General features: G+C 65.9%; 32 protein-coding genes. 22 read left to right on the top strand and 10 right to left on the bottom strand.

Annotation, left to right across the window (positions count from 1 at the left end):
• The first annotated feature begins 51 nt into the window (after positions 1-51).
• The 3 genes from ACQR50_RS05170 to ACQR50_RS05180 all read left to right on the top strand — a co-directional run bounded on the left by ACQR50_RS05170 (position 52) and on the right by ACQR50_RS05180 (position 1814).
• Positions 52-669, top strand: a complete 618-nt coding sequence (locus ACQR50_RS05170; protein WP_428970073.1) for a peptidylprolyl isomerase — start codon at positions 52-54, stop codon at positions 667-669.
• Position 670: 1 nt separating this feature from the next.
• A complete protein-coding gene (locus ACQR50_RS05175) occupies positions 671-970 on the top strand; it encodes a putative quinol monooxygenase (protein WP_428970074.1) in 300 nt (99 codons plus the stop codon).
• 259 nt (positions 971-1229) lie between these two features.
• Positions 1230-1814, top strand: a complete 585-nt coding sequence (locus ACQR50_RS05180; protein ID WP_428970075.1) for a hypothetical protein — start codon at positions 1230-1232, stop codon at positions 1812-1814.
• A 27-nt stretch (positions 1815-1841) separates the two neighbouring features.
• Here the strand turns inward: ACQR50_RS05180 and ACQR50_RS05185 are convergent, their stop codons facing one another.
• The 7 genes from ACQR50_RS05185 to aroQ all read right to left on the bottom strand — a co-directional run bounded on the left by ACQR50_RS05185 (position 1842) and on the right by aroQ (position 7032).
• Positions 1842-2180, bottom strand: a complete 339-nt coding sequence (locus ACQR50_RS05185; protein WP_428970076.1) for a hypothetical protein — start codon at positions 2178-2180, stop codon at positions 1842-1844.
• Between the two features lie 72 nt (positions 2181-2252).
• Complete coding sequence (gene glnA / locus ACQR50_RS05190; protein WP_042490094.1) at positions 2253-3665, bottom strand: type I glutamate--ammonia ligase; 1413 nt, start codon at positions 3663-3665, stop codon at positions 2253-2255.
• Between the two features lie 107 nt (positions 3666-3772).
• On the bottom strand, positions 3773-4111 hold the full coding sequence (locus tag ACQR50_RS05195) for a P-II family nitrogen regulator (RefSeq protein ID WP_007405799.1): 339 nt from the start codon (positions 4109-4111) through the stop codon (positions 3773-3775).
• 160 nt (positions 4112-4271) lie between these two features.
• Entirely contained in the window at positions 4272-4607 is a 336-nt protein-coding gene (arsC, locus tag ACQR50_RS05200; protein WP_428970077.1) for an arsenate reductase (glutaredoxin), read from the bottom strand.
• A gap of 128 nt (positions 4608-4735) precedes the next feature.
• On the bottom strand, positions 4736-6088 hold the full coding sequence (gene accC / locus ACQR50_RS05205; RefSeq protein ID WP_428970078.1) for an acetyl-CoA carboxylase biotin carboxylase subunit: 1353 nt from the start codon (positions 6086-6088) through the stop codon (positions 4736-4738).
• A 6-nt stretch (positions 6089-6094) separates the two neighbouring features.
• Entirely contained in the window at positions 6095-6583 is a 489-nt protein-coding gene (gene accB, locus ACQR50_RS05210; RefSeq protein WP_428970079.1) for an acetyl-CoA carboxylase biotin carboxyl carrier protein, read from the bottom strand.
• Positions 6584-6597: 14 nt separating this feature from the next.
• Positions 6598-7032 carry a type II 3-dehydroquinate dehydratase gene (aroQ, locus tag ACQR50_RS05215; RefSeq protein ID WP_056439353.1) on the bottom strand — a complete coding sequence of 145 codons (435 nt, stop codon included), beginning with the start codon at positions 7030-7032 and terminating at the stop codon, positions 6598-6600.
• 113 nt (positions 7033-7145) lie between these two features.
• On the opposite strand from aroQ, the gene thiS reads away from it, so the two are divergent.
• Together thiS and ACQR50_RS05225 are read left to right on the top strand one after the other, a co-directional pair.
• Positions 7146-8156 carry a sulfur carrier protein ThiS gene (thiS, locus tag ACQR50_RS05220; protein ID WP_076715492.1) on the top strand — a complete coding sequence of 337 codons (1011 nt, stop codon included), beginning with the start codon at positions 7146-7148 and terminating at the stop codon, positions 8154-8156.
• Between the two features lie 90 nt (positions 8157-8246).
• Positions 8247-8429, top strand: coding sequence for a CsbD family protein (locus ACQR50_RS05225; RefSeq protein ID WP_042490204.1), 183 nt, complete (start codon positions 8247-8249; stop codon positions 8427-8429).
• A 270-nt stretch (positions 8430-8699) separates the two neighbouring features.
• Here ACQR50_RS05225 and ACQR50_RS05230 read toward each other — a convergent pair whose 3' ends face one another.
• Positions 8700-10349, bottom strand: coding sequence for a thiamine pyrophosphate-binding protein (locus ACQR50_RS05230; RefSeq protein ID WP_428970080.1), 1650 nt, complete (start codon positions 10347-10349; stop codon positions 8700-8702).
• A gap of 123 nt (positions 10350-10472) precedes the next feature.
• On the opposite strand from ACQR50_RS05230, the gene ACQR50_RS05235 reads away from it, so the two are divergent.
• The 6 genes from ACQR50_RS05235 to leuD all read left to right on the top strand — a co-directional run bounded on the left by ACQR50_RS05235 (position 10473) and on the right by leuD (position 15885).
• Positions 10473-11174, top strand: a complete 702-nt coding sequence (locus ACQR50_RS05235) for a CoA transferase subunit A (RefSeq protein ID WP_061779827.1) — start codon at positions 10473-10475, stop codon at positions 11172-11174.
• 296 nt (positions 11175-11470) lie between these two features.
• Positions 11471-12223: an HAD family acid phosphatase gene (locus ACQR50_RS05240; RefSeq protein ID WP_428970081.1), complete on the top strand. Its 753-nt coding sequence runs from the start codon at positions 11471-11473 to the stop codon at positions 12221-12223.
• The gene (locus tag ACQR50_RS05245; protein ID WP_056439489.1) at positions 12223-12858 is read left to right on the top strand and encodes a CoA transferase subunit B; all 636 of its coding nucleotides are present in this window, start codon (positions 12223-12225) and stop codon (positions 12856-12858) included. The genes ACQR50_RS05240 and ACQR50_RS05245 overlap by 1 nt, the downstream gene beginning before the upstream one ends.
• Positions 12858-13547 (top strand): glutathione S-transferase family protein, encoded by a 690-nt coding sequence (locus ACQR50_RS05250; RefSeq protein WP_428970082.1) that lies wholly within the window; start codon positions 12858-12860, stop codon positions 13545-13547. Before ACQR50_RS05245 ends, ACQR50_RS05250 begins: the two co-directional genes overlap by 1 nt.
• 87 nt (positions 13548-13634) lie before the next feature.
• On the top strand, positions 13635-15089 hold the full coding sequence (leuC, locus tag ACQR50_RS05255) for a 3-isopropylmalate dehydratase large subunit (protein ID WP_428970083.1): 1455 nt from the start codon (positions 13635-13637) through the stop codon (positions 15087-15089).
• A 175-nt stretch (positions 15090-15264) separates the two neighbouring features.
• Positions 15265-15885, top strand: a complete 621-nt coding sequence (gene leuD, locus ACQR50_RS05260) for a 3-isopropylmalate dehydratase small subunit (RefSeq protein WP_428970084.1) — start codon at positions 15265-15267, stop codon at positions 15883-15885.
• A gap of 32 nt (positions 15886-15917) precedes the next feature.
• On the opposite strand, the gene ACQR50_RS05265 is transcribed toward leuD, so the two are convergent.
• A complete protein-coding gene (locus tag ACQR50_RS05265) occupies positions 15918-16043 on the bottom strand; it encodes a hypothetical protein (protein ID WP_428970085.1) in 126 nt (41 codons plus the stop codon).
• A gap of 231 nt (positions 16044-16274) precedes the next feature.
• Between ACQR50_RS05265 and ACQR50_RS05270 the strand changes: the two genes are divergently transcribed.
• The 11 genes from ACQR50_RS05270 to ACQR50_RS05320 all read left to right on the top strand — a co-directional run bounded on the left by ACQR50_RS05270 (position 16275) and on the right by ACQR50_RS05320 (position 24088).
• A complete protein-coding gene (locus ACQR50_RS05270; RefSeq protein ID WP_056439368.1) occupies positions 16275-16598 on the top strand; it encodes a DUF1476 domain-containing protein in 324 nt (107 codons plus the stop codon).
• Between the two features lie 2 nt (positions 16599-16600).
• Entirely contained in the window at positions 16601-16837 is a 237-nt protein-coding gene (locus ACQR50_RS05275; protein ID WP_042490079.1) for a BolA/IbaG family iron-sulfur metabolism protein, read from the top strand.
• A 25-nt stretch (positions 16838-16862) separates the two neighbouring features.
• Positions 16863-17186 carry a Grx4 family monothiol glutaredoxin gene (grxD, locus tag ACQR50_RS05280; RefSeq protein ID WP_056439494.1) on the top strand — a complete coding sequence of 108 codons (324 nt, stop codon included), beginning with the start codon at positions 16863-16865 and terminating at the stop codon, positions 17184-17186.
• Between the two features lie 245 nt (positions 17187-17431).
• A complete protein-coding gene (locus tag ACQR50_RS05285) occupies positions 17432-17800 on the top strand; it encodes a BlaI/MecI/CopY family transcriptional regulator (protein WP_056439369.1) in 369 nt (122 codons plus the stop codon).
• A complete protein-coding gene (locus ACQR50_RS05290; RefSeq protein WP_428970086.1) occupies positions 17797-19410 on the top strand; it encodes a M56 family metallopeptidase in 1614 nt (537 codons plus the stop codon). Before ACQR50_RS05285 ends, ACQR50_RS05290 begins: the two co-directional genes overlap by 4 nt.
• A gap of 92 nt (positions 19411-19502) precedes the next feature.
• Positions 19503-20360, top strand: coding sequence for an MBL fold metallo-hydrolase (locus ACQR50_RS05295; RefSeq protein ID WP_428970087.1), 858 nt, complete (start codon positions 19503-19505; stop codon positions 20358-20360).
• Positions 20345-21088: a DUF4230 domain-containing protein gene (locus ACQR50_RS05300; protein WP_428970088.1), complete on the top strand. Its 744-nt coding sequence runs from the start codon at positions 20345-20347 to the stop codon at positions 21086-21088. The genes ACQR50_RS05295 and ACQR50_RS05300 overlap by 16 nt, the downstream gene beginning before the upstream one ends.
• Before the next feature lie 45 nt (positions 21089-21133).
• Entirely contained in the window at positions 21134-22120 is a 987-nt protein-coding gene (gene nadA, locus ACQR50_RS05305; protein WP_428970089.1) for a quinolinate synthase NadA, read from the top strand.
• Between the two features lie 62 nt (positions 22121-22182).
• Complete coding sequence (nadC, locus tag ACQR50_RS05310; protein ID WP_428970643.1) at positions 22183-22965, top strand: carboxylating nicotinate-nucleotide diphosphorylase; 783 nt, start codon at positions 22183-22185, stop codon at positions 22963-22965.
• 23 nt (positions 22966-22988) lie between these two features.
• The gene (locus tag ACQR50_RS05315) at positions 22989-23384 is read left to right on the top strand and encodes a hypothetical protein (protein WP_428970090.1); all 396 of its coding nucleotides are present in this window, start codon (positions 22989-22991) and stop codon (positions 23382-23384) included.
• Complete coding sequence (locus ACQR50_RS05320; protein WP_428970091.1) at positions 23381-24088, top strand: ribonuclease T2 family protein; 708 nt, start codon at positions 23381-23383, stop codon at positions 24086-24088. The genes ACQR50_RS05315 and ACQR50_RS05320 overlap by 4 nt, the downstream gene beginning before the upstream one ends.
• A gap of 6 nt (positions 24089-24094) precedes the next feature.
• On the opposite strand, the gene ACQR50_RS05325 is transcribed toward ACQR50_RS05320, so the two are convergent.
• The gene (locus ACQR50_RS05325; protein WP_428970092.1) at positions 24095-24514 is read right to left on the bottom strand and encodes a DUF4112 domain-containing protein; all 420 of its coding nucleotides are present in this window, start codon (positions 24512-24514) and stop codon (positions 24095-24097) included.
• Positions 24515-24518: the final 4 nt, after the last annotated feature.

Raw genomic sequence — 24518 nt, forward strand, 5'->3', positions numbered from 1 at the left:
CCGCCCCAAATCCCCGCTACCCTGACGCCAGTTCCGTACCCGGAGATCCCGATGATCGCGCTCCTGCCCCTCGCGTTGCTTGCCGCCCAGACCACCTCCGCGACCCCGCCAGCCCCCGCCACCATTGAGGCCCCCAAGCCCGTCATGGTCCGCATTGCGATGCAGACTAGCCTTGGCCCCGTGGTGATCGACCTCGACCGCACCCATGCGCCGATCACCACCGCCAATTTCCTGCGCTATGTCGACCAGCACCGGCTGGACGGCGTGACCTTCTATCGCACGGTCCGCGTCGCGCCCGATTTCGGCTTCGTCCAGTTCGGCATTCAGAACGAGCCCAAGCGCATCCTGCCCCCGATCGCGCATGAGCCGACGACCAAGACCGGCATCAAGCATACGGACGGCACCATCTCGATCGCGCGCCTCGCCCCCGGATCGGCGCGCGGCGACTTCACCATCATGGTCGGCGACCAGCCCTCGCTCGACGCCGATCCGTCCAAGCCCGGCGACAATCTGGGCTATGCCGCCTTTGGCCATGTGGTCGAGGGGATGGACGTCATCCACAAGATCCTCGACCAGCCCGCCGACCCCGCCAAGGGACCGTTCAAGGGCGAGATGCTGGCCGCGCCGGTCAAGATCCTGTCGGCCAAGCGGGTGGCGGTGGCGAACTGACATGCTGCTGATCGTCGGCACCATCCGCCTGCCGCCGGAAAACCTTAATGGCGCACGGCCGGTCATGCGGCGCATGGTCGAGGCCAGCCGCGCCGAGCCGGGATGCCTGGACTATGGCTATGCCGAGGATGTGCTCGATCCCGGCCTCATTCATGTGAAGGAATTGTGGATCGATCAGGCGGCGCTTGATCGACACTTTGCTTCGCTGCATATCGCCGAATGGCGGGCGGCGTGGCCTTTATTGAGGATCGGTGAGCGGCGGCTGTTCGTCTATGAGGTCGCCGCGCCGTGCGCGACCTGATCCGTCAGGCCGGGGCTTCTGTCTGGCAGCGCGTTTTGGTTCCGATGACCTCGGCCATCGCGCGCATAAGTCGCCCCTGGCGTTGCCGGGTCGGGCCGCGGGCGCGGCACCGGTCGCTGCCGACAGCGCCGCCGCTGCGACCGGTACTCGAACAATGACTGTCATACCGATGCGCCTCCGTCACGGCGGCATAAGATAATGCCGATCGGCGAACAGTCCGGGCCTTGCGGCGCCATGGGGCTTCGCAAATATTCTCCATATGAAGGTGGGTCGATACGCTACAATTCTTGTCCTGGCGGGCACCCTGATGGGTTGCCGCAAAGCCGTACCGGCGGAGCCAGCGGCGACGCCTTCGCCATGCGAGGCGGCGACGGCGTTTGTGGAAATGGTGATTCACGCGGACATGGGCAGGCCGATGGTTTTTACCAGCCAAGACGAGCCCCTTCATGCGGACTTGGCGAAATTGGTCTGGGAAACGGTCGGAAAAGGTCCATCGAAGGACGCGGCCGCCCCGTCCGCAACCCTGATGAGGGCGTTCCAGCAGGTCGGCGATCGTAATGCCGTCAGCAGATGTCCCTCTGTCCGCAATATTCTGGCCCGGAACCATATAGCTTATGGTGGTCGAGCCGTTTCCAAGGTCGTCAAGACCAGCCTCGATCGGCCGTTCGAGGCGGTCGTTCAAACCGTTTCGATCCCGGCCGTCAGTTCCGACGGCGCAACGGCCATCATCGCCTACAGCCAGAGCATGGGTTCGCTGGACGGTACGGGTAACCTTTATATGCTACGGCGTAAGCCGGATGGAGCGTGGCAGATTGTGGCGGGTTCGCGGCTCTGGATCGCCTGACCTCACACTTTGCTGACCGTTGGCCGTTCAAACGGCTTCGGCATCGCCATGGCGGTGGCTGATGCGCGCCCGGCGTTGCCGTATCTTGAGCGGTACGGCGATGATGACGAACAGGGCCATAGCCGCTATGACGAGGGTGGCGTCGTTCTGCTTGCGTAGCACCGCGAGCGTGATGGCGCAGGGTATGGCGATGACCGGGGTCAGCTTGGTAAGCCACCACAGGACCGATCCCCATCCGGGTTGGTCCATGACATGGCGTCCGGCCATAAGCATAACGATCGTCGCCACGGCCTTGGCGCCAAGCGTCAGCAGTATGATCCAGCTCAGCAGATCGGTCAGGGTCAAAAAACCGAAGCTGAAAAGCACCTTTCCACTCCTCTCAAAAAGAAAGGGGCCTTGCGGCCCCTTTCCCCGTAGTGACATCGTGCAGGGGCTGGATCAGCCGCTGTAATACATGTCGTATTCGACCGGGCTGGGGGTCATTTCCCAGCGCATCACTTCGTGCATCTTCAGCTCGATATAGCTTTCGATCTGGTCCTTGGTGAACACGTCGCCCTTCAGCAGGAAGTCGTGGTCGGCGGCCAGCGAGTCGAGCGCTTCGCGGAGCGAACCGGCGACGGTCGGGACCTGGGCCAGCTCGGCGGGCGGCAGGTCGTACAGGTTCTTGTCCATCGCCTCGCCCGGATGGATCTTGTTCTGGATACCGTCCAGACCCGCCATCAGCAGTGCCGCATAGGCGAGATACGGATTGGCCAGCGCGTCGGGGAAGCGCACTTCGACGCGCTTCGACTTCGGGCCGGTGCCGTACGGGATGCGGCACGAGGCCGAGCGGTTGCGCGCAGAATAGGCGAGCAGCACCGGCGCTTCATAGCCCGGCACCAGACGCTTGTAGCTGTTGGTGGTCGGGTTGGTGAAGGCGTTCAGCGCCTTGGCATGCTTGATGACGCCGCCGATGAAGTACAGGCAGGTCTCCGAAAGCCCTGCATAGCCGTTGCCGGCGAACAGCGGGGTCTTGCCTTCCCAGATCGAGAAGTGGGTGTGCATGCCCGAGCCGTTATCTTCCTTGATCGGCTTCGGCATGAAGGTCGCGGTCTTGCCATAGGCCTGCGCGACCTGATGCACGACATACTTGTAGATCTGCATGCGGTCGGCGGTCTGGGTCAGCGTGCCGAAGGTCATGCCCAGTTCGTGCTGCGCGGCGGCGACTTCGTGGTGGTGCTTGTCGCAGGGCAGGCCCATTTCGAGCATGGTCGAAACCATCTCGCCACGGATGTCGACGGCCGAGTCGACCGGCGCGACGGGGAAATAGCCGCCCTTGGCACGCGGACGGTGGCCGAGATTGCCACCCTCATATTCGCGGCCGGTGTTGGTCGGCAGCTCGATATCGTCGATCTTGAAGTAGGACGATGCATAGTTCGTGTCGAACTGCACATTGTCGAACATGAAGAATTCGGCTTCCGGACCGACATAGACGGTGTCGCCGATGCCGGTGGTCTTCACGAACGCCTCGGCGCGCTTGGCGGTCGAGCGCGGATCGCGGGCGTACAGCTCGCCGGTCGACGGCTCGACGATGTCGCAGAACACGATCAGCATCGGGGTGGCCGAGAAGGGATCGGTGTACACGGCGTCGAGGTCGGGCTTGAGGACCATGTCCGACTCGTTGATCGCCTTCCAGCCCTCGATCGACGAACCGTCGAACATCAGGCCGTCGGTCAGCTCATCCTCACCCAGGATCGAGGCGACCATGGTCAGGTGCTGCCACTTGCCCTTGGGATCGGTGAAGCGCAGGTCGACCCACTCGATCTCTTCGTCCTTGATCTGCTTCAGGATATCGCTGGCCGTATTCGCCATGTTCCGTTCTCTCTCTGCTTGGCCGCCCTCCGGCGAAAGGCCGGGGCCGGTGATACGTGTTTAGTCGGGCCGAATGTCAGCCCGGTGACGGATGAGTGCCGGGTGCGTCAGATCGCCGCGTCGTCGCGTTCGCCCGTGCGGATGCGCAGCGCGGTCTCGACGGGGATCACGAAGATCTTGCCGTCGCCGATCCGGCCGGTCTGCGCGGCGGCGGCGATCGCCTCCACCACGCGTTCGGCCAGCCCGTCCTCGACCACCACTTCCAGCTTCACCTTCGGCAGGAAGTCGACGACATATTCGGCACCGCGATAGAGCTCGGTATGGCCCTTCTGGCGGCCGAAGCCCTTCGCCTCGGTGACGGTGATGCCGGACACGCCGATTTCATGCAGCGCCTCCTTCACCTCATCGAGCTTGAACGGCTTGATGATCGCCTCAATCTTTTTCACGAGCCTGACTGCCCCCGATGTTGTTCGAACCCTCGCCCGACCCTGCGCGTAGCAGGGATCGTGCCAACTGCCTTTCCCTCGTAGGAGGGTAAGAAATTGATCAGAATTGCGCCCGAAAAGCGGGCATGGCACCATGCGCTGCTCAAATTATGGGCAGCGGTCACAGGATGCCCCGCACCGCTTCGGGAGGCCGTCCGATAACGACGCCGTTGGGCGTTTCGACCAGTGGCCGCTCGATCAGGATGGGATGGGCGGCCATCGCGGCCAGCACGGTCGCATCATCCGCGTCGGCCAGCACCTTGGCCTCGGCCTCCGCCTTGCGCAGCCCGTCGCGCGGCGACAGCCCGCCCTTGGCATAGAGCCGCGCCAGTTCCTCGGCGCTCGGCGGCGTCTTCAGATATTCGATCACCGTCACATCCGCGCCGGCCTCGTTCAGCAGGGCCAGCGCCTCGCGCGACTTGGAGCAGCGCGGGTTGTGGAGGATCGTCGCCTTCATCGCCGACGCTTTTGGCATGGGTGGCGGGGAATGTGGAGGGGTAATCCCCGCTTCCGGGCATGAAAAAGCCCCCTCCCGACCGGGGAGGGGGCCAAGTTTTCATCCCCTGCGAGGGGAGGAGTAGGAAGTTACGCGCCTTGCTTGGCCAGCCATTCCTCCAGCCACTTGATCGTATAGTCGCCCTTCTGGAATTCGGGGTCGTCGAGCAGCGCCTGGTGGAGCGGGATGGTGGTCTTCATCCCCTCGATCACGAACTCCTCCAGCGCGCGGCGCAGACGGCGCAAGGCGCCTTCGCGGGTCGTGCCGTACACGATCAGCTTGGCGATCATGCTGTCGTAATAAGGCGGGACCTTATAGCCCTGGTAGAGGCCGCTATCGACGCGGACATGCATGCCGCCCGGTGCGTGATACATCTTCACCGTGCCCGGCGAGGGGGCGAAGGTGCGCGGGTCTTCCGCATTGATGCGGCATTCGATCGCATGGCCGCGGAACTGCACGTCCTGCTGGCGCAGGGTCAGGGGATGGCCCTCGGCGATGCGGATCTGCTCGCGCACCAGGTCCAGTCCGGTGATCATCTCGGTGACGGGATGCTCGACCTGAAGGCGGGTGTTCATTTCGATGAAATAGAACTCGCCGTCTTCCCACAGGAACTCGATCGTGCCCGCACCGCGATAGCCCATATCGGCCATCGCCTTGGCGACGACGCCGCCCATGCGGGCGCGCTCCTCGGCCGTGATGATCGGCGAGGGGGCTTCCTCCAGCACCTTCTGGTGGCGGCGCTGGAGCGAGCAGTCGCGCTCGCCCAGATGGATCGCCTGGCCGTTGCCGTCGCCGAACACCTGGAATTCGATATGCCGGGGATTGCCCAGATATTTTTCCATGTAGACGGTCGAGTCGCCGAACGCGGCCTTCGCCTCCGAACCGGCCTGCTGCATCAGCGTTTCGAGCTGGTCCTCGGAGGACACGACCTTCATGCCGCGTCCGCCGCCGCCCGAGGCCGCCTTGATGATCACCGGATAGCCGATCTTGGTGGCCAGCGCCTTGGCCTCCTCGAGATCCGAGATCGCGCCGTCCGAACCGGGGACGAGCGGCAGGCCGAGCGCACCGGCGGTACGCTTGGCCTCCACCTTGTCGCCCATGATCCGGATATGCTCGGGCTTCGGGCCGACGAAGATTAGGCCGTGCGCCTCGACGATCTCGGCGAACTTGGCGTTTTCCGAGAGGAAGCCGTAACCCGGATGGATCGCGTCCGCGCCCGAAATCTCGGCGGCCGAGATGATGTTCGGGATGTTGAGATAGCTGTCGGCGGCCGCGGGCGGGCCGATGCACACCGCCTGGTCGGCGAGGCGCACATGCATGGCATCGGCGTCGGCCGTGGAGTGCACGGCGACGGTCTCGATCCCCATCTCGTGACAGGCGCGGTGGATGCGAAGCGCAATCTCACCGCGATTGGCGATCAGGAGTTTCTTGATCTGCGCCAAGGCGGCTTACTCGACGACGACCAGGGGCTGGTCGAACTCGACCGGCTGGCCGTTCTCGACCAGGACGGCGGTGACGGTGCCCGCCTGGGTCGCGGTGATCGGGTTCATCACCTTCATGGCCTCCACGATCAGCAGCGTGTCACCGGCGGCGACCTTCTGGCCGACGGCGGCGAAGGGCTTGGCACCCGGCTCGGCCGACAGATAGACGGTGCCGACCATCGGCGACTTCACGGCGTTGGCCGACACGGCCGGAGCCGAGGCACCGACTTCCGCTGCGGCGGGAGCGGCGGGCGCGGCCGCCGCCGGGGCGGGCGCTGCCACAGGCGCGGGCGCATAACCCATCTGGGCGACGGCCGCGGCCTTGCGCGCGACGCGGATCTTGCGGTCGCCATGCTCGACCTCGATTTCGGTCAGGGCGGTGGCGTCGAGCAGCTCGGCGAGCTGACGGACGAGGTCGACATCGACCTTCATCGCTTGTTCGGTCTTTTCGGTCATGGGACGCGCTCCTGTCAGAACCGGGCCGCGGCTTCAAGCGCGAGCAGATAGGAATGCGCGCCAAAACCCGCGATTGTGCCTTTTGCGGCACGCCCGATGAAGCTCTCATGGCGGAATGGCTCCCGCGCATGAGGGTTGGATAGGTGAACCTCGATCACCGGGGTCGTCACCGACTTGATCGCGTCATGGATCGCGATCGACGTGTGGGTGAAGCCCCCGGCATTGAGCAGCACGGCTTTCGCCTCATAGGCCTGGGCCTCGTGCAGCCAGTCGATCAGATGGCCTTCATGGTTGGACTGGCGCATGTCGATCGCCAGGTCCAGCTCCCGCGCGCGATCCTCCAGCAGCCCCGCAATATCGTCCAGCGTGTCATGGCCATAGATATGCGGCTCGCGCAGGCCGAGCAGGTTCAGGTTCGGCCCGTTGAGGACATAAACGGTCGCGGGCATCGGCACTCCCATGGTTGCGGCTCGGGATGGCCGGGCCTAGATCGAGGGCCTTCCTTAACCGCATGCCCTATCCCACGTCGAGCGGGCAGCGACTTGCATGGTAAGTGACACATATGCCCCATACCGATGGAACCGTGACGATCACCGTGAATGGCGAGCATAAGCGAGTGGCGGCGGGCCTGTCGCTGGCCGATCTGGCGAACCAGCTGGGGCTGGTGCCCGAAAAGGTGGCGGTGGAGCGCAATCTGGAGGTGGTGCCGCGCTCGACGCTGGCGCAGGTCGAGGTCGAGGATGGCGACGAGATCGAGATCGTGCACTTCGTCGGCGGCGGCGACCATGCGGTGACGGTCGCGGACGATGATTCGTGGGAAGTCGCAGGCCAGCGTTTCCGCTCGCGCCTGATCGTCGGAACCGGCAAGTACAAGGATTTCGCGCAGAATGCGGCGGCGGTCGAGGCGGCGGGGGCGGAGATCGTCACGGTCGCGGTGCGCCGGGTGAACGTGTCGGACCGCAATGCGCCGATGCTGACCGATTTTATCGACCCCAAGAAGATCACCTATCTGCCCAACACGGCGGGCTGCTTCACCGCCGAGGATGCGATCCGCACCCTGCGGCTGGCGCGTGAGGCGGGCGGCTGGGATCTGGTCAAGCTGGAGGTGCTGGGCGAGGCCAAGACGCTTTACCCGGATATGTACGAGACGCTGCGCGCGACCGAGATCCTGGCCAAGGAAGGCTTCAAGCCGATGGTCTATTGCGTCGACGATCCCATCGCCGCCAAGCGGCTGGAGGATGTCGGCGCGGTCGCGATCATGCCGCTGGGCGCGCCGATCGGCTCGGGGCTGGGCATCCAGAACAAGGTCACGATCCGCCTGATCGTCGAGGGGGCGAAGGTGCCGGTGCTCGTCGATGCGGGCGTCGGCACCGCCTCGGAGGCCGCCGTCGCCATGGAGCTGGGCTGCGACGGCGTGCTGATGAACACCGCGATCGCCGAGGCCAAGGACCCGGTGCTGATGGCCCGCGCGATGAAGGCGGGAGTCGAGGCGGGGCGCATGGCGTACCGTGCCGGGCGCATGGGCATGCGGCGCTACGCCGACCCTTCCAGCCCGCTTGCCGGCCTGATCTAACTTTAATTTCACGGAACTTGCCGCGTAACGAACCGTTGTGTTTCCGAGTGTTCAACGGGATTTGTCAATCCCCAGTAAATGGAGGCCGCAATGGGTGAGCTGACCGACAAGATCAAGGGCAACGTCAACGAGCTGGTTGGCAAGGCCAAGGAAGCCATTGGCGAGCACAACAACAACGACAAGCTCGTGGCCGAGGGCGAAGCCCAGCAGGCCAAGGGCAAGGGCGAACAGATGAAGGGTTCGGTCAAGGGCGCTCTTGGCGACAACATCTGAACCTGCTAGTCGTTTTCTGACTAAAGCAATCAGCAACGAACTCGCCGCCCCGGTTCACGCCGGGGCGGTTTTGTTTTGTCTGGGCTCTCCAAAGTTATGCAATCGATTTTATGATAGCGTTACTTTGAGTGCACGATGAGGTCTTTGCCCGGTGAAGCTCTTGCAAGCAGAGCGAATGTCTCAACTCGGCTTCGTTCTCGGCCTTCCACCCCGAGGTCGAAGGCCCATGCGCAAGCTGGCACCTGCAACGATGCCTCCCGCCAGTAGGGTCTATCGCTGGGCGATTCGTGACAGTGTGGTGGCGGGCGTGATGACCTCGATATCCGTCTTCAGGTGCAACAGGCGCACGCCCGTCTCCGCCATTGCGCGGGACAGGGCAGGGGCGAAGTCCTCGGTCCGCGTCACCGTCTCGCTCCAGCAGCCATAAGCACGCGCCAGCGCCGCAAAGTCCGGATTAGCGAGCGCGGTCGCCGCCACGCGGCCGGGATATTCGCGCTCCTGATGCATGCGGATCGTGCCATATCCGCCATTGTCGACGACGATCACCAGCATCGAGGCGCCATGCTGCACGGCGGTCGCCAGTTCCTGTCCGTTCATCAGGAAGCAGCCATCGCCCGCCAGCGCCACCACCATCCGCTCCGGATGACGCAGCGCGGCGGCGGTGGCGGCGGGCATGCCATAGCCCATCGCGCCGCAGGTCGGAGCCAGCTGACACCCCGGCTCGTAGCGCCAATAGCGATGCCACCAGCCCGAATAATTGCCTGCGCCGTTGCAGAGGATCGAATCGGCGGGCAGGGCCTCCCGCATCGCCGCGACACATTGGCCGAGATCGAGCGTCACGCCGTCGCGCGGGGTCGGCTCGGTCCATGCGCGATAGGCGGCATGGGCTTCCGCACCGGAGGGATGCGGCGCGGCGGCTTCCGTGGTCAGCAGTTCCAGCATCCCCAGCGCCCGGTCCACATCGCAACACAGGGCCAGATCGGTGCGATAGGTGCTGTGCAACTCCTCCGGGTCGGGATGGATATGGATCAGCATCTGGCCCGGATGATCGGGCGTGATCAGGCTATAGCCGTCGGTCGTCGCTTCCCCCAGACGCGCGCCCAGCACGATCAGCAGATCGGCCTGCTTCACCCGGGCGACCAGTGCGGGATTGGGGCCATAGCCCAGATTGCCCGCATAGACCGCGCAGTCGGCCGACACCGCGTCCTGCCGCCGGAATGCCGCGACCAGCGGGATGCCCGCCGCTTCGCCCCATTGCTCGGCTAGTGCCACCGCATCGTCATCCCAGTGCGCGCCGCCGATGATCGCGACCGGGCGCTCGGCCCTGGCGATCAGATCCTGCACGGCCATGACGTCCTCGATCCGCACATCCTGCGACGGGCGTTCGATGCGGGGGCGGGGCGTGCCTTGGATCATGTCGCACAGCATGTCCTCGGGCAGCGCGAGGACGACCGGCCCCGGCCGCCCGCTCATCGCGGTGGCATAGGCGCGGGCGATATATTCGGGGATGCGCGCGGCATCGTCGATTCGCGCGGTCCATTTGGCGAGCGGAGCGAACATCGCCTGGAAATCGACCTCCTGAAAGGCTTCGCGGTCGCGGGTGCCCCGATCGACATCGCCGATGAACAGGATCATCGGTTGTGAGTCCTGCCGCGCGACATGGACCCCGATCGCCGCATTGGTCGCGCCCGGCCCGCGCGTGACGAAGGCCACGCCCGGCCGCCCTGTCAGCTTGCCGTCGGCGCACGCCATGAAGGTCACGCCGCCCTCCTGCCGACAGGTCACCAGATCGATCGCGGGCGTGTCGTGCAGCGCGTCGAGCACCGCCAGGAAACTCTCGCCCGGCACGGTGAAGATACGGTCGCACCCCTGTTCGAGAAGCGCATCGACAAGCAGGCGTCCGCCGGTTTTCAAGGTCATGGACGGCAGCCTAACGCCGCTTCATTGCAAAGCGCAAACGCTGGCCCGCGCAAAGCGCAAAGGCTGGCTTGACCCGGCTCCGTGGCTCCGCCTAACGCTTCCTCCATCACAGGGAGGACGCCCATGCAGAAGCTCTATTCCGACGCGGCCGCCGCGCTCGACGGCCTGCTCCATGACGGCATGACGATCTGCGCCGGGGGCTTCGGCCTGTGCGGCATCCCGGAACGGCTGATCGACGCGATCGAGGCCGCCGGGGTCAAGGATTTGACCATCGCCAGCAACAATGCCGGGATCGACGGCGTGGGGCTGGGCAAGCTGCTCCGCTCGCATCAGGTGAAGAAGATGATCTCGTCCTATGTCGGCGAGAATAAGGAATTCGAGCGGCAATATCTCAGCGGCGAACTGGAGGTCGAGTTCTGTCCGCAGGGCACGCTCGCCGAGCGTTGCCGGGCAGGGGGCGCGGGCATCCCCGGTTTCTATACCAAGACCGGCGTCGGCACGAAGGTCGCCGAGGGCAAGGAAGTGAAGAGCTTCGATGGCGAGGACTATATCCTCGAGCGCGGTATCCGTGCCGACCTGTCGATCATCAAGGGGTGGAAGGCCGACGAGGCCGGGAACCTGATCTTCCGCAAGACCGCGCGTAACTTCAACCAGCCGATGGCGACGGCGGGGCGCATCTGCGTGGCCGAGGTGGAGGAGGTGGTGCCGGTCGGTTCGCTCGATCCCGACCAGATCCATCTGCCTGGCATCTATGTGAAGCGGATGATCGTCGGCGCGCCGTATGAGAAGAAGATCGAATTCCGCACGGTGCGCGAACGGGTTTGATTTCGAATGGGGCGGGGGATGCGGAGAGCGCCAGCCCTCCCCCCGACCCCCTCCCGCGTGCGGGAGGGGGAGCGCTTTTGGCGGAGGGCATGGCTTTGAAACGCATGAGAATGAAGCAGTGCGCTAGCCCAGCAACCTCTCCCCTCCCGCAAGCGGGAGGAGTTGGGGGAGGGAGCGCCGCTAGGAGGCTAGGCATCGCCCTAACCTCGGCCCTGACTCTATCCGGCTGCGTCGCAGCCGTCGGCAACAACAGCCCCGTATCCCCACCATCCGCGACCAGCCCCAAACTCGCAGGGATGCAATATCTCTACGGCTCGGCCGAAGCCGATGCGATCTCGCGCCAGGCGTGGAACGCGCTCGTCACCTATGCCGCCGACCGCATCCGCCGCCCGCAGATCGACAGCGTCGTGCTGGCGCAGGGCGCGAGCCTCGAAAACCCCCGCTTTGTGCCGTGCGCGGGCATGCGACCCGCCGCCGTCTTCGATGTGGACGAGACGGTCCTCCAGAATCTCGGTTTCGAATATGACGATTTGAACGGGCGTTCGGGTCGCGATTTCAACACACGCTGGCGCGCCTGGGAGCAGAGCGACGGCCATGCCGTCCTGCCCACGCCCGGCGCGGCGGCGGCGATCGCCGATCTGCGGACCATGGGCGTGACCGTGATCTTCAACACCAACCGCGACGATCCGGCAGGTGCGGCGCGCGTGATCGACGCAGCGGGGCTTGGCCCGGCGGTGCATGGCGACACGCTGTTCGTGCGCCCCGACACGGGGAGCGGGGACAACAAGGACCCGCGTCGCTGGCAGATTGCGCAGCGTTACTGCGTGATCGCCATGGGCGGCGATCAGCTGGGCGATTTCAGCGAGTTGTTCAACGCATCTGCCACGGTGGCGGAACGGCGCGTGCGGGCCGATGGCTCGCGCATCGCGGCCCTTTGGGGGCGCGGCTGGTTCGTCTTCCCGAACCCCGTTTACGGCAAGGCGCTGAAGGGCAGCGCGGACGACATCTTCCCCGCCGACCGGCGGTGGCACCCGACAGGAGAGCAGTGATGGCCTGGACCCGCGACGAAATGGCCGCCCGTGCGGCCAAGGAGCTGAAGGACGGTTTCTACGTCAATCTCGGCATCGGCATCCCGACGCTGGTGGCCAACCATATTCCGCAAGGGGTCGAGGTCACGCTGCAATCCGAAAACGGGATGCTGGGCATCGGGCCGTTCCCCTATGACGACGAGGTCGATCCCGACCTGATCAACGCGGGCAAGCAGACGATCAGCGAGCTGCCGCACTCGGTCTATTTCTCGTCGGCGGACAGCTTCGCGATGATCCGGGGCGGGCATATCGACTTGACCGTGCTGGGCGCGATGGAAGTGTCCGAGGGCGGCGACATCGCCAACTGGATGATCCCCGGCAAGATGATCAAGGGCATGGGCGGCGCGATGGATCTGGTCGCGGGGGTCAAGAAGATCATCGTCGTCATGGAGCATAACGCCAAGGACGGCAGCCCGAAATTCATCCCCGAATGCACCCTGCCGCTGACCGGCCGCAACGTCGTCGACATGATCGTCACCGACCTGGCGGTGTTCCAGCGCCCCGATCACGACAGCGCCTTCCGCCTGATCGAATGCGCGCCAGGGGTCACCGCCGATGAGGTGGCGGCGAAGACTACGGCGAAGTTCGACCGCTGATGGCCTATACCCTCGTCACCGCGAACCGGAATTATTCCAGCTGGTCGCTGCGCCCCTGGTTGCTGATGAAGGCGTTGGGGATCGGCTTTGCCGACCGGATCGAGCCGTTCGCGGCGGCGGAGAATTACGAGGCGTTCCGCGCCTTTTCGCCGACGGGGCAGGTGCCGGTGCTGATCGATGGCGAGCGGACCGTTTGGGATTCGCTGGGCATCACGCTGTATCTGGCCGAACGGCATCCGGGTGTCTGGCCCGAGGACGAGGCGGCACGTGCCTGGGCGATGTGCGCGGTGGCGGAAATGCATGGCGGCTTCGGCGCGCTGCGCGCCGAGCGGACGATGAATATCGGGGTGCGGGTGGACGCGAAGCCAGCGTCACCCTGGCTGGAGCGCGATGTCGCACGGCTGGCGGAATTGTGGGGCGAGGGGCTGTCGCAATTTGGCGGGCCCTGGCTGGCGGGCGATCGGTTCTCGGCGGTCGATGCCTTCTACGCGCCGGTCGCGTTCCGGGTGCGGACCTATGGCATCGATGTCGGTCCGGTGGGGGCAGCCTGGATCGAGACGGTCCTGGCGCATCCGGCCATGCGCGACTGGGAAGCGCAGGCGCTGGCGGAGACGTGGCGCGACCCGGACCATGAGATCGATCTGGCCGAGTGCGGCGGGGTGACGACGGATTATCGCGCGCAAGGGTGAAAGGTCGCGAGAATTCGCCCCCAAAGCGAAATAACATTGCGCCACACCTTTGCGTCGCGCATCTTTTCGGATAACAGCGCCCGCATCATGGCCCAACGACCCCAGACTCTGTACGAGAAAATCTGGGCCGCGCACGTTGTCGAACGGCGGCCCGATGGCACCTGCCTCATCTATATCGACCGTCACCTCGTTCACGAGGTGACGAGCCCGCAGGCGTTCGAGGGGCTACGTGCCGCCGGGCGCAAGGTACGCCGTCCCGAGCTGACGCTGGCGGTGCCCGATCACAACCTGCCGACGACGCCGCGCAAGGACGCGCACGGCAACCTCCTGCCCATCGCCGACCCGGAAAGCGCGCAGCAGCTGGACGCGCTTCGCCGCAACACCGCCGAGTTCGGCGTCGACTATATCGACGCGACGGCGGCGGCGCAGGGCATCGTCCATGTCGTCGGGCCGGAACAGGGCTTTACGCTGCCGGGCACGACGCTGGTGTGCGGCGACAGCCATACCTCGGCGCATGGTGCGCTGGGTGCGCTGGCCTTCGGCATCGGCACGTCGGAGGTCGAGCATGTGCTGGCGACCCAGACTTTGCTGCTTTCGCCGTCCAAGACCATGGAAGTGCGCGTCGACGGCGTGCTGGGTCACGGCGTGTCGGCCAAGGACGTCGTGCTGGCGATCATCGGCAAGATTGGTGCGGCGGGCGGGACCGGCCACGTCATCGAATTCACCGGCAGCGTCATCCGCAACCTGTCGATCGAAGGTCGCCTGACCATCGCCAACATGTCGATCGAGGGCGGCGCGCGCGCTGGCCTGATCGCGCCGGACGAGACGACCTTCGCCTATCTGAAGGGGCGTCCGATGGCCCCCAGGGGCGCGGATTGGGACAAGGCGGTCGCCTGGTGGCGGACGCTGCCGACCGATCCGGGCGCGGTCTACGACAAGGTCGTGACGCTCGACGCCGCCGACATCGCACCGAACCTGACCTGGGGCACCAGTCCCGAGGACGTGGTGCCGATCACCGGCGTCGTGCCCGATCCCGACAGCTTCGCCGATCCGTCGAAGCGCGAAGCGGCGCGCAAGTCGCTGGATTATATGGGTCTGACCCCTGGCACCGCGATGCAGGACGTGCCCATCCAGCATGTCTTTATCGGCAGCTGCACCAACAGCCGTATCGAGGACCTGCGCGCCGCCGCCGCCGTGGCGCGCGACCGCAAGGTGGCGGACGGCGTCCGTGCGCTGGTCGTGCCCGGCTCGGGCCTGGTCAAGCGCCAGGCCGAAGAAGAGGGGCTGGACCGCATCTTCGTGCAGGCGGGCTTTGAATGGCGCGAGCCGGGCTGTTCGATGTGCCTGGCGATGAACCCGGACAAGGTGCCTGCGGGCGAACGCTGCGCCTCGACCTCGAACCGCAATTTCGTCGGTCGCCAGGGCCCCGGCGCGCGCACCCATCTGCTGTCCCCCGCCATGGCCGCCGCCGCTGCGGTGACCGGGCGCCTTTTCGATGTTAGAGAGTTGAAGAGTCACGATTTCGATCGTGAAGGCATCTGACAGGGACGATAGGGGATACGCATCATGAAGCACGTATTGGTCATGCTCGTCACCGGCGCGGTTCTGTGCGGCGCGGCGGCCTATGCCGCAGGCATCGCGTCACGCCCCGCCGTGGCCGAGCAGCGTCCGCAACGCGCGGGCTGAACGCGCGGGTTTCGAATACAGGGATGATGGAATGAACCCGGTTACGACCGTCTCCGGCACTGCCTATCCATGGGGTGCCAAGAATATCGATACGGATGTCATCATCCCGGCACACTGGCTGAAGACGATCACCCGCGCCGGTCTGGGGCGCGGCGCGTTCGAGACGGTGCGCGCGCAACCGGGCAATATCTTCGATGATCCGCGCTATGCGGGCGCGCCGATCCTGATCGCGGGCGACAATTTCGGTTGCGGGTCCAGTCGCGAGCATGCGGCCTGGGCCTTGGCGGACATGGGCATCCAGGCGGTGATCGCGCCGAGCTTTTCCGATATCTTCTCGGGCAACGCCTTCAAGAACGGGATCGTCCCGGTCGTCCTGCCGCAGGACGCCGTGGACCGGTTGGTCGAGGTGGCGAAGGACCAGCCGATCACGGTCGATCTGGAAACGATGACCGTCACCACCCCGTTCCAGGACCGCTTTGTGTTCGAACTCGATCCGTTTCGCCGCGAATGCCTGATGAAGGGGCTCGACGAAGTCGGCCTGACGCTGGCCCGCGACGAAGCGATCGGCAGTTTCGAAGGGCAGATGGCCGAGGGGCGGCCTTGGATCGCGGGCCGTCAGCGCCTGGACGCCGCCACGGCGGGAACCGCCTGACGAGGGCTGGTGCCAGCGTCCCGGCGAAACCGTCAGGACGCGGCGACGATGACCCCGGCGATCAGGGCCCATAGGGCAAGCGAACCAATCAAGCCGTTGATGATGCCCAGCATCGGATTGTCGACGCGGTCGGGCGGCATGACGTGGGAATGGGTCACGATGCTCTCCTAAGTTGCCGGTGATATCCCCGTTTTCCGGGGGTTTATCCCGTTTTTGTTGTAGTTACACTACGCATCGATCACGACCCGGTTCCCGTTGTTTCACCTTCGCAACGATCGCTCTGGGCGCCGGGCAACACCCGATCGGCGCATCGGTTGCACGCGGGCGCGACGCCCCCTATCTCGGAACTTATGTTTGGATGGCCCATAGGGCTGGGGGATGGCGAACCGATGGACAGTTTCGACGATCGCAGGAAGGGCTTCGAGGCCAAGTTCGTGGCCGATCAGGACATGATGTTCCGCATCACGGCGCGGCGCAACCGGCTGGTCGCGCAATGGGCGGCCGAGCGGATGAAGCTGACTCCCGCCGAGACCGATGCCTATGCCAAGGCGGTCGTACAGGCCGATTTCGAGGAAGCGGGCGATGAGGACGTCATCCGCAAGCTGCTGGGCGACCTGACCGCCGCCGGGATCGACGTCGACGAGGTCGAGGTCCGCCGCGCGCTCGACGAACAACTGGTCGAGGCGCGTCGCCAGTTGATGGAGAGCCGCTGACCATGCCGATGGCCGCCGATGACATCGCCACGATGATCCGTACCGCCATTCCCGATGCCGAGGTCCAGATCACCGACCTTGCCGGGGACGGCGACCATTATGCCGCGCATGTCGTGGCCGCCAGCTTTGCGGGCATGAGCCGGGTCGCACGCACCCGCGCCGTCTATGCCGCGCTGGGCGGACGCATGGGGGGCGAACTCCATGCGCTGCAACTGACCACCGCGGTTCCGGCCGCCTGATCCCATTCCCTCAAGGATGAATGATATGACCGACGATACGAATGCGCGGATCGATGCGCTGGTGAAGGACAATGCCGTCCTGCTTTTCATGAAGGGCACGCCGCTCTTTCCGCAATGCGGCTTTTCCAGCCGTGCGGTGGCGATCCTGAACCATCTGGACGTGCCGTTCGAGAGCGTCGACGTGCTCCAGGACCAGGGCATCCGCCAAGGCATCAAGGCCTATTCCGACTGGCCCACCATCCCGCAGCTTTATGTGAAGGGTGAATTCGTCGGCGGTTCGGACATCATGATGGAGATGTACGAAAGCGGCGAACTGGCCGAGCTGGTCCAGGACGTGAAGACCGCGTGATAGGCCGGCGATCGTAAGATTTGAACAGGGGCTGGATTACGATCCGGCCCCTTTTTTTATTCCTCCCCTGGAAGGGGAGGTGGCAGTCCGAAAGACTGACGGAGGGGTGTCACGGCCAGTGGGGACATCCTCTACCATCCTTCAGATGGTCTCCCTCCCCTGGAAGGGGAGGAATGGATCGACCCTATTGACTACGCCTGTAATCGGAATAGGATTACGCTTGTAGTCAATAAGAGGGCGAGTCGATGGCCGAGCGTATCAGCGATGCCGAACATGCCGTGATGGAGGTCCTGTGGGAGGAGGCTCCGCTGACCGCGCAGGATGTCGCGGAGCGGGTCGATCCCGAACGCGGCTGGAGCACCAACACCGTCAAGACGCTGCTCGGCCGCCTGCTCGCCAAAAGCGCCATCGCGCATGAGGAGCAGGGGCGGCGGTATCTGTATCGCCCGCTGGTCGCGCGCGACGATTATGTCGTGGGCGAATCCCGCCGCCTGATCGACCGGCTGTTCGGCGGTCGCCTGACCCCGCTGGTCGCGCATCTGGCCGAGCGGGACGAGCTGACCGCACAGGACATTTCCGAAATCGAGGCGCTGCTCAAGGACCTGAAGGCATGAGCGGCGCGCAACTCGGCTGGGCGGTGGAGGCGATGATCGCCTCCACCCTCCTGATGGCGCTGGTCCTGCTGGCCCGCCGCCATGTGCGCCAGGCCTTCGGTCCGCAGATCGCCTATGCACTCTGGGCCTTGCCGCTGCTTCGCCTGCTCCTGCCGCCGCTGCCGCGCGGGCTGTCCGAGCAGGCGACCCCGCCGCTGGCCGCCGCGAGCGAGCGCTTCGCGACCTATGTCGTGCTGCCCATGACCGCGCAGATTCCCGATGCGGTGGATGCGCCCGGCATCTGGCCGATGGTGGAGCAGGGTGTTGCGCTGTTCTGGATCATCGGGGCGGCGAGTTTCCTGGGCTTCCAGCTCTTTCGCCACTGGCGCTTCCGCACGCGGTTGCTGGCCGATGCCGAGCCGCTGGAGGCGGTGGAGGGCGTGCGTGTGGTCGCCAGCGACGGCGCGCCGGGGCCGCTCGCCTTCGGCATCTGGCATCGCTACGTCGCTTTCCCGCGCGATTTCGCCGAGCGTTACGACGCCGATGAGCGCGACCTGGCGCTGGCGCACGAGCTGGGCCACCACGCCCGCGGCGACCTGATCGCCAACTGGATCGCGCTCGCCGTGCTGGCTCTCCACTGGTTCAATCCGCTGGCGTGGCGGGCCTTCCACGCTTTCCGTGCCGATCAGGAACTGGCCAACGACGCCCGCGTCCTGAAGGGGCGCAGCCGTGCCGACCGGCATGTCTATGCCTGCGCCATCGTGAAGGCCGCGCATGGCCGCGCGCTGTCGGGCGCCTGTCACCTGCACACCATCGATGATCTGAAAGGGAGGCTGAAGATGTTGACCACTTCTCCGAAATCGCGTCGCCAGCTGGCGATGGGGGGCGCCACCGTGTCGCTGTTGGTCCTGGCCGGGCTGGGGGCGACCGCCTCGGGCACGCCGGCGGCGGCGGCGCTGACCAAGAAGGTCGAGCGGACGCTGGGCGTCGACCTGACCAGCACGGTCGCGGTCCTGCCCGCCGTCGCCCAGACCACGCCCGAGGCACCCGAAGCGCCAACGGCGCCGTCCGTGCCTGTGGCTCCGGCTGTCCCTGCAAAACCCGTGGTCGCGATCGCCGCGACGGTTCCGGAGGCGCCCGCCGTTCCCGCTGTACCCGCGACTCCTGAGGCCGCCGCGGTTCCCGCCGCCCCGCAGGCACCCGCCGCACCCCGTGTCCGCGTCGTGACGCTGCGCAACGGGCACAAGGTCAAGTTCGTCGGCGACAATGGCATGGTCCCGATGGTGCCCATGCCCCCGATCCCGATGGTCCAGGCGCGCGCCTGTGGGACGGGCAACAGCGATACCCGCACCAGCTATATGACGGTCGACGGCAAGACCCGGCGGCAGGCGACGATCATCTGTACCGACCGGATCGAGCGGGATGCTCGTCAGGCCTCGCTCGCCGCCGTCCATGCCCAACGCTCGGCGCAGGTGAACATGCAGATCGCGCTCGCCAGCATCGAGAGTGCCCGCGCCTCGATCACCCGCGACCGCAACCTGTCCGAGGATGCCCGCCGCGACGCACTGAACGGCCTGAACGAAGCGACCGCCGAGCTGAAGGCCGAAATGGCGGACCGCGATCGCGACTGATCCGACCACGACTTTACCCCAACTCGATCCCTGTGCCCGTCCGACGGGAACAGGGGTTGCCCTTTGTCCGCCGCTTGCCCACATGGTTCGGAATGGCTGAGCACCCGACCGGCATTCCGATCCTGCTTGAGCCGCTGGTCACCCGCGTGCTCGCCCCCAATCCGTCGCCCTTCACCTATACGGGCACGCAGAGCCATGTCGTGGGCGACCGCGATCTGGCGGTCATCGATCCGGGGCCGGACGATCCCGCGCATCTGGATGCGCTGACCCGCGCCATCGCCGGGCGGCCGGTGGTGGCGATCCTGATCACTCATCATCACCGTGACCACAGCCCGGCCAGCCGCCCGCTCGCCCGGCTGACCGGCGCCCCGATCGTCGGGGCGGCCCCGTTCGCCGCCGACTATCAGGGTGGCCAGTCCGACGCCGCGTTCGACCGCGACTATGCGCCGGACCGGGTCCTGGCGGAGGGCGAGGGGGTTTGCGGCGATGGCTGGACGCTGAACGCCATCGCGACGCCGGGCCACACCTCCAACCATCTCGCCTTTGCGCTGCCCGAGACCAGGGCGCTGTTCTCGGGCGATCACGTCATGGGCTGGTCGACCAGCATCGTGTCGCCGCCCGATGGCGACATGAGCGCCTATATGGCCAGCCTGGAAAAGCTGATGGAGCGCGACGACCGCGTCTATTATCCGGGGCACGGCGAGGCGGTCGACAATCCGCAGCGGCTGGTGCGCGGGATGCTGGGCCATCGCAAGCAACGCGAGGGGCAGATCCTGCGCCTGCTGGCGGCGGAAGAGAGGTTGCCGATCGCGGCGATGACCGCCCGTATGTATGTCGGCCTGAATCCCAAACTGATTCCGGCGGCGGAACGATCGGTGCTGGCGCATCTTTATGACCTGCGAAACCGCGGGCTGGTTCGCGAGGAAGGAGCATCATGGATCAGCGCGTGACGCCGCCTGCCGACACGCCGCCGCCATCGTCACGGCCGCGCGGCGGGGTCGGCCTGTTCCTGACCAAGGTGGCGGGGGTACTGCTCCTGCTGGTACTGGCCGGACTGATCATGGTGTGGGGCGTGCAGCGCTATGTCGAGGATCGGCTGACCCCCGACCCGACCACCATCGCCCGCGCCAGCCTGGACGGCCTGCGCGAACAGAACCGGCTGTCGGCCTTCGCGGCTCGCTACGTCGCCGTCGTGACCTCGCGCCAGTCGCAGCTGGGTTTTTCGACCGAGCGGACGCTCATCATGCCGGGCATGGTCCGTTACGAGGTCGATCTGGGTAAGCTGCGCCAGCAGGATGTGCGCTGGGATGCGAATGCCCATGTCCTGTCGGTGACGCTGCCCCCCGTCGAGATCGACGGGCCGCAGGTCGATCTGTCGGCGATCCGCGAATATGGGTCTGGCGGCCTGCTGACCACCTTCACCGATGCCGAGCAGCGGCTCGACGCCGCTAATCGGACGGCGGGACAGGTCGAACTGATGCGACAGGCGCGCGCGCCCGCGCCGATGAAGCTGGCCCGTGACGCGACCCGGCATGCGGTCGAGCGCAGCTTCGCCATGCCGCTGCGCGCGGCAGGGGTGGAGGGCAGCGTCAAGGTCCGCTTCTCCGACGAAGCGACGGGTGACGAACGCTGGGACACGACGCGCAACCTGCAAGAGGTTCTTGGCAATAGCGGCTGACGTGGACAATTGTCGGCGCGAGCCCATGCGCCTAGGGGGAATGCCATGACCATCCAGACGAATCTGACGGGCCTCGACCTGCGCGCCGAGATCGACCGGCTCCGCAAGGAACGCAACGCCGTCATCCTCGCCCATTATTATCAGAAGCCCGAGATTCAAGACCTGGCCGATTTCGTCGGCGACAGCCTGGACCTCAGCCGCAAGGCGCAGGCGACCGACGCCGACGTCATCGCCTTTTGCGGCGTGCGCTTCATGGCGGAGACGGCCAAGATCCTGTCGCCCGAGAAGATCGTCGTGCTGCCCGACATGGCCGCTGGGTGCAGCCTGGAGGATAGCTGCCCGCCCGAACAGTTCGCCGAATTCCGGGCCCAGCACCCGGATCACATCGCGCTGACCTATATCAACTGCTCGACCGAGGTGAAGGCGCTGTCCGACATCATCGTGACGTCGTCCTCGGCGGAGCAGATCCTGGCGCAGATCGACCCCGCGCAGAAGATCATCTTCGGCCCCGACCGCAATCTGGGCGGCTATTTGGCCCGCAAGACCGGACGCGACATGCTGCTGTGGCCGGGCGTCTGTATCGTGCACGAGGCGTTCAGCGAGACCGAGTTGCTGAAGCTGCGCGCCCAGCACCCGGACGCGCCGATCGCGGCGCATCCCGAATGCCCCGCCGTGATCCTGGACCATGCCGATTATGTCGGCTCGACGCGCGGCATCCTGGAGTTCGCACAGACCGTGACCAGCGATACGCTGATCGTCGCGACAGAGCCGCACATCATCCACCAGATGCAAAAGGCGATGCCGGGCAAGACCTTCATCGGCGCGCCGGGCGCGGACGGCAACTGCAACTGCAATATCTGCCCCTACATGGCGCTCAACACCCTGGAGAAGCTGTACCTGGCGCTGCGCGACCTGACCCCGCGGGTCGAGATCGAGGAAGGCCTGCGGCTTCAGGCCAAGAAGAGCCTGGACGCTATGCTGACGCTGGCCAGCGGCACGGTCGGCAAGGGCGATCTGGGCCCGCGCCCGTGACGGAAAGCGTGATCGACGGGTTCGACCTCAGCGCCTTCGTCACCGGAACGCTGGCCGAGGATATGGGACCCGGCGGCGACATCACCTCGGCGGCGGTGATCCCGGCGGAGGCGCGGTTCATCGGCACCATGGCCAGCCGCGATGCAATCACCGTCGCCGGGCTGCCCTTCGCCGAGGCGTTCTTCCGCCATCTCGACGCCGATGTCGTCATCGAGCGGCTGGTCGAGGATGGCACCAGCGTTCCGGCGGGCACCGATCTGCTCCGCCTGTCGGGCAAGGCGCGCGCGATGCTGACCGCCGAACGTTCGGCGCTGAACACCGTCCAGCATCTTTCGGGCATCGCGACGATGACGGCGGCTTATGTCGCGGCGATTCAGGGCACCGGGGCGACGCTGCTCGACACGCGCAAGACCATTCCGGGCCTGCGCCTCCTGGAGAAATACGCCACCCGCATGGGCGGCGCGCAGAATCATCGCATGGGCCTGTGGGATGCGGCGATGATCAAGGACAATCACGTCGCGGTCGCAGGCGGCATCGGCCCGGCGGTCTCGGCGGCGCGAGAGGCGGGGATTGCGCGGATCATCGTCGAGGTCGACGCGCTCGACCAGATCGAACCGGCGCTGGCGGCGGGGGCGACCCATTTGCTGCTCGACAATATGAACCCGGCGCAGCTGGCCGAGGGTGTCGCGCTGGTCGCGGGCCGGGTGCCGACCGAGGCGTCGGGCGGCGTACGCCTCGACACCATCCGCGCGATTGCGGAATCGGGTGTCACCTATGTCAGCGTGGGTCGCTTGACCCAATCGGCCCCGGCGGCCGATATTGGACTGGATTTCGCCGCCGCCTGAGGCGGGCTTGGAAGGGGAAGATCGTGCGACCGAAGTCGGTGATATTGGGCGAGCGGCTGTCGCTGTTCGCCATCCTGTTGCTGGTGGTGCTGGCGGTCATCGGCTGGGCCGACACGGTCGCGCAGGCCGGGGTCGCTATCGCGATCATCGCCAATGGCCTGTTGATCGGGTTGTTCCTGTTCGGCACGCTGCTGACCACTCGCCTGGCCAGCCGGGTCGGGCTGGGGCTGCTGGTCGTGCTGACGATCCTGAACCTGCTCGGTTTTCTCTATCAGGTGTCGGTCGGTGCGCTGGCCGAGGGTGCGTTCGGCGTGCTGACGGCGGTGCAGGCGGCCACGTCGCTGGTCGCGGTCGTGATGCTGATGCGGCCCAATGCCCTGGCCTGGTATCGCGCGATGGCGGAGGTGAGAGAAATATGAAGCATGTAATCATCGGTATGGCGCTGTTGGCCGCTCCGCAGCTGCTGTCGGCGCAGACGCTGCAATGCACCGCACCACGCGGGGCCCAGTCCATCCGCCCCGACGTGCCCAGCCAGAGCCAGCCGACCCGCGTGCTGCCGATCGGCGGCTACACGCTGGCCATCACCTGGAGCCCGCAATTCTGCCGCGACCCCAAGGGGAATAGCAGCTTCCAGTGCGGCGGCGCCAACCGCTTCGGCTTCACCCTGCACGGGCTGTGGCCCGATGGCGTGGACAAGGATTGGCCGCAATATTGCCGCCCGACCGCGATCATCCCGCAAGCGGTGGTCCGCCGCCATATCTGCGCCACCCCCTCGGCGCAGCTGATGCAGCATGAATGGGCCAAGCATGGCACCTGCATGAGCGGATACAGCCCGGCGCGCTATTTCCAGCGGTCGAACGCGCTGTATTACGGGCTGCGCTTCCCGGATATGGACGGGCTGTCGCGTCGGAACGGCCTGACCGCAGGTGATCTGGCGACCGCCTTTGCCGCCGCCAACCGGGGGATGACCGCCGACATGATGCGCGTGACCGCTACGCGCGAAGGCTGGCTGGACGAAATCTGGATCTGCCTGAACAAGGCATTCCGCCCCGCCCGCTGTCCGGTGCATCAGGGCGGATTGTCGCCCAACGCGCCGCTGAAGATCTGGCGGGGCAGCCGCTGACCGCGCTTACCCCTCCAGCACCACGCTGGAGGGGTGATGCTTGTCCAGATGCTTGCGGATGATCCGCAGGTTGCGCGTGTTCGACCGGAACAGCACATCGGCGGCGTCGCCGATCAGCGGCACGAAGCCCAACAGCGCGTCGAAGCCGACATTGCCCATCATCCGTGCCATCTGGAATTTGGACAGGCCCAGATTGCGCGCTTCCCAGATGATGTAGCTGCCCAGTGCCGCAGCGGCGATGTCGCCGACGATCGGGACCAGACCCAGTATCACGTCCAGCCCGATCGACCGGTTGAGGCCGGGCAGCACGACGACACGCTCCAACAGCCGCTCCATCGCCTCGATCCGCTGGCGGCTGGCGGCGATGCTCTTGTCGAGCGGCAGAGCGTCGAATGCCGTGGGGTCGATGCGGGTCGTGTTGGCCATGCCG

The organism is Sphingomonas sp. Xoc002 (genome assembly GCF_050408055.1).
Lineage (GTDB): Bacteria > Pseudomonadota > Alphaproteobacteria > Sphingomonadales > Sphingomonadaceae > Sphingomonas > Sphingomonas yabuuchiae.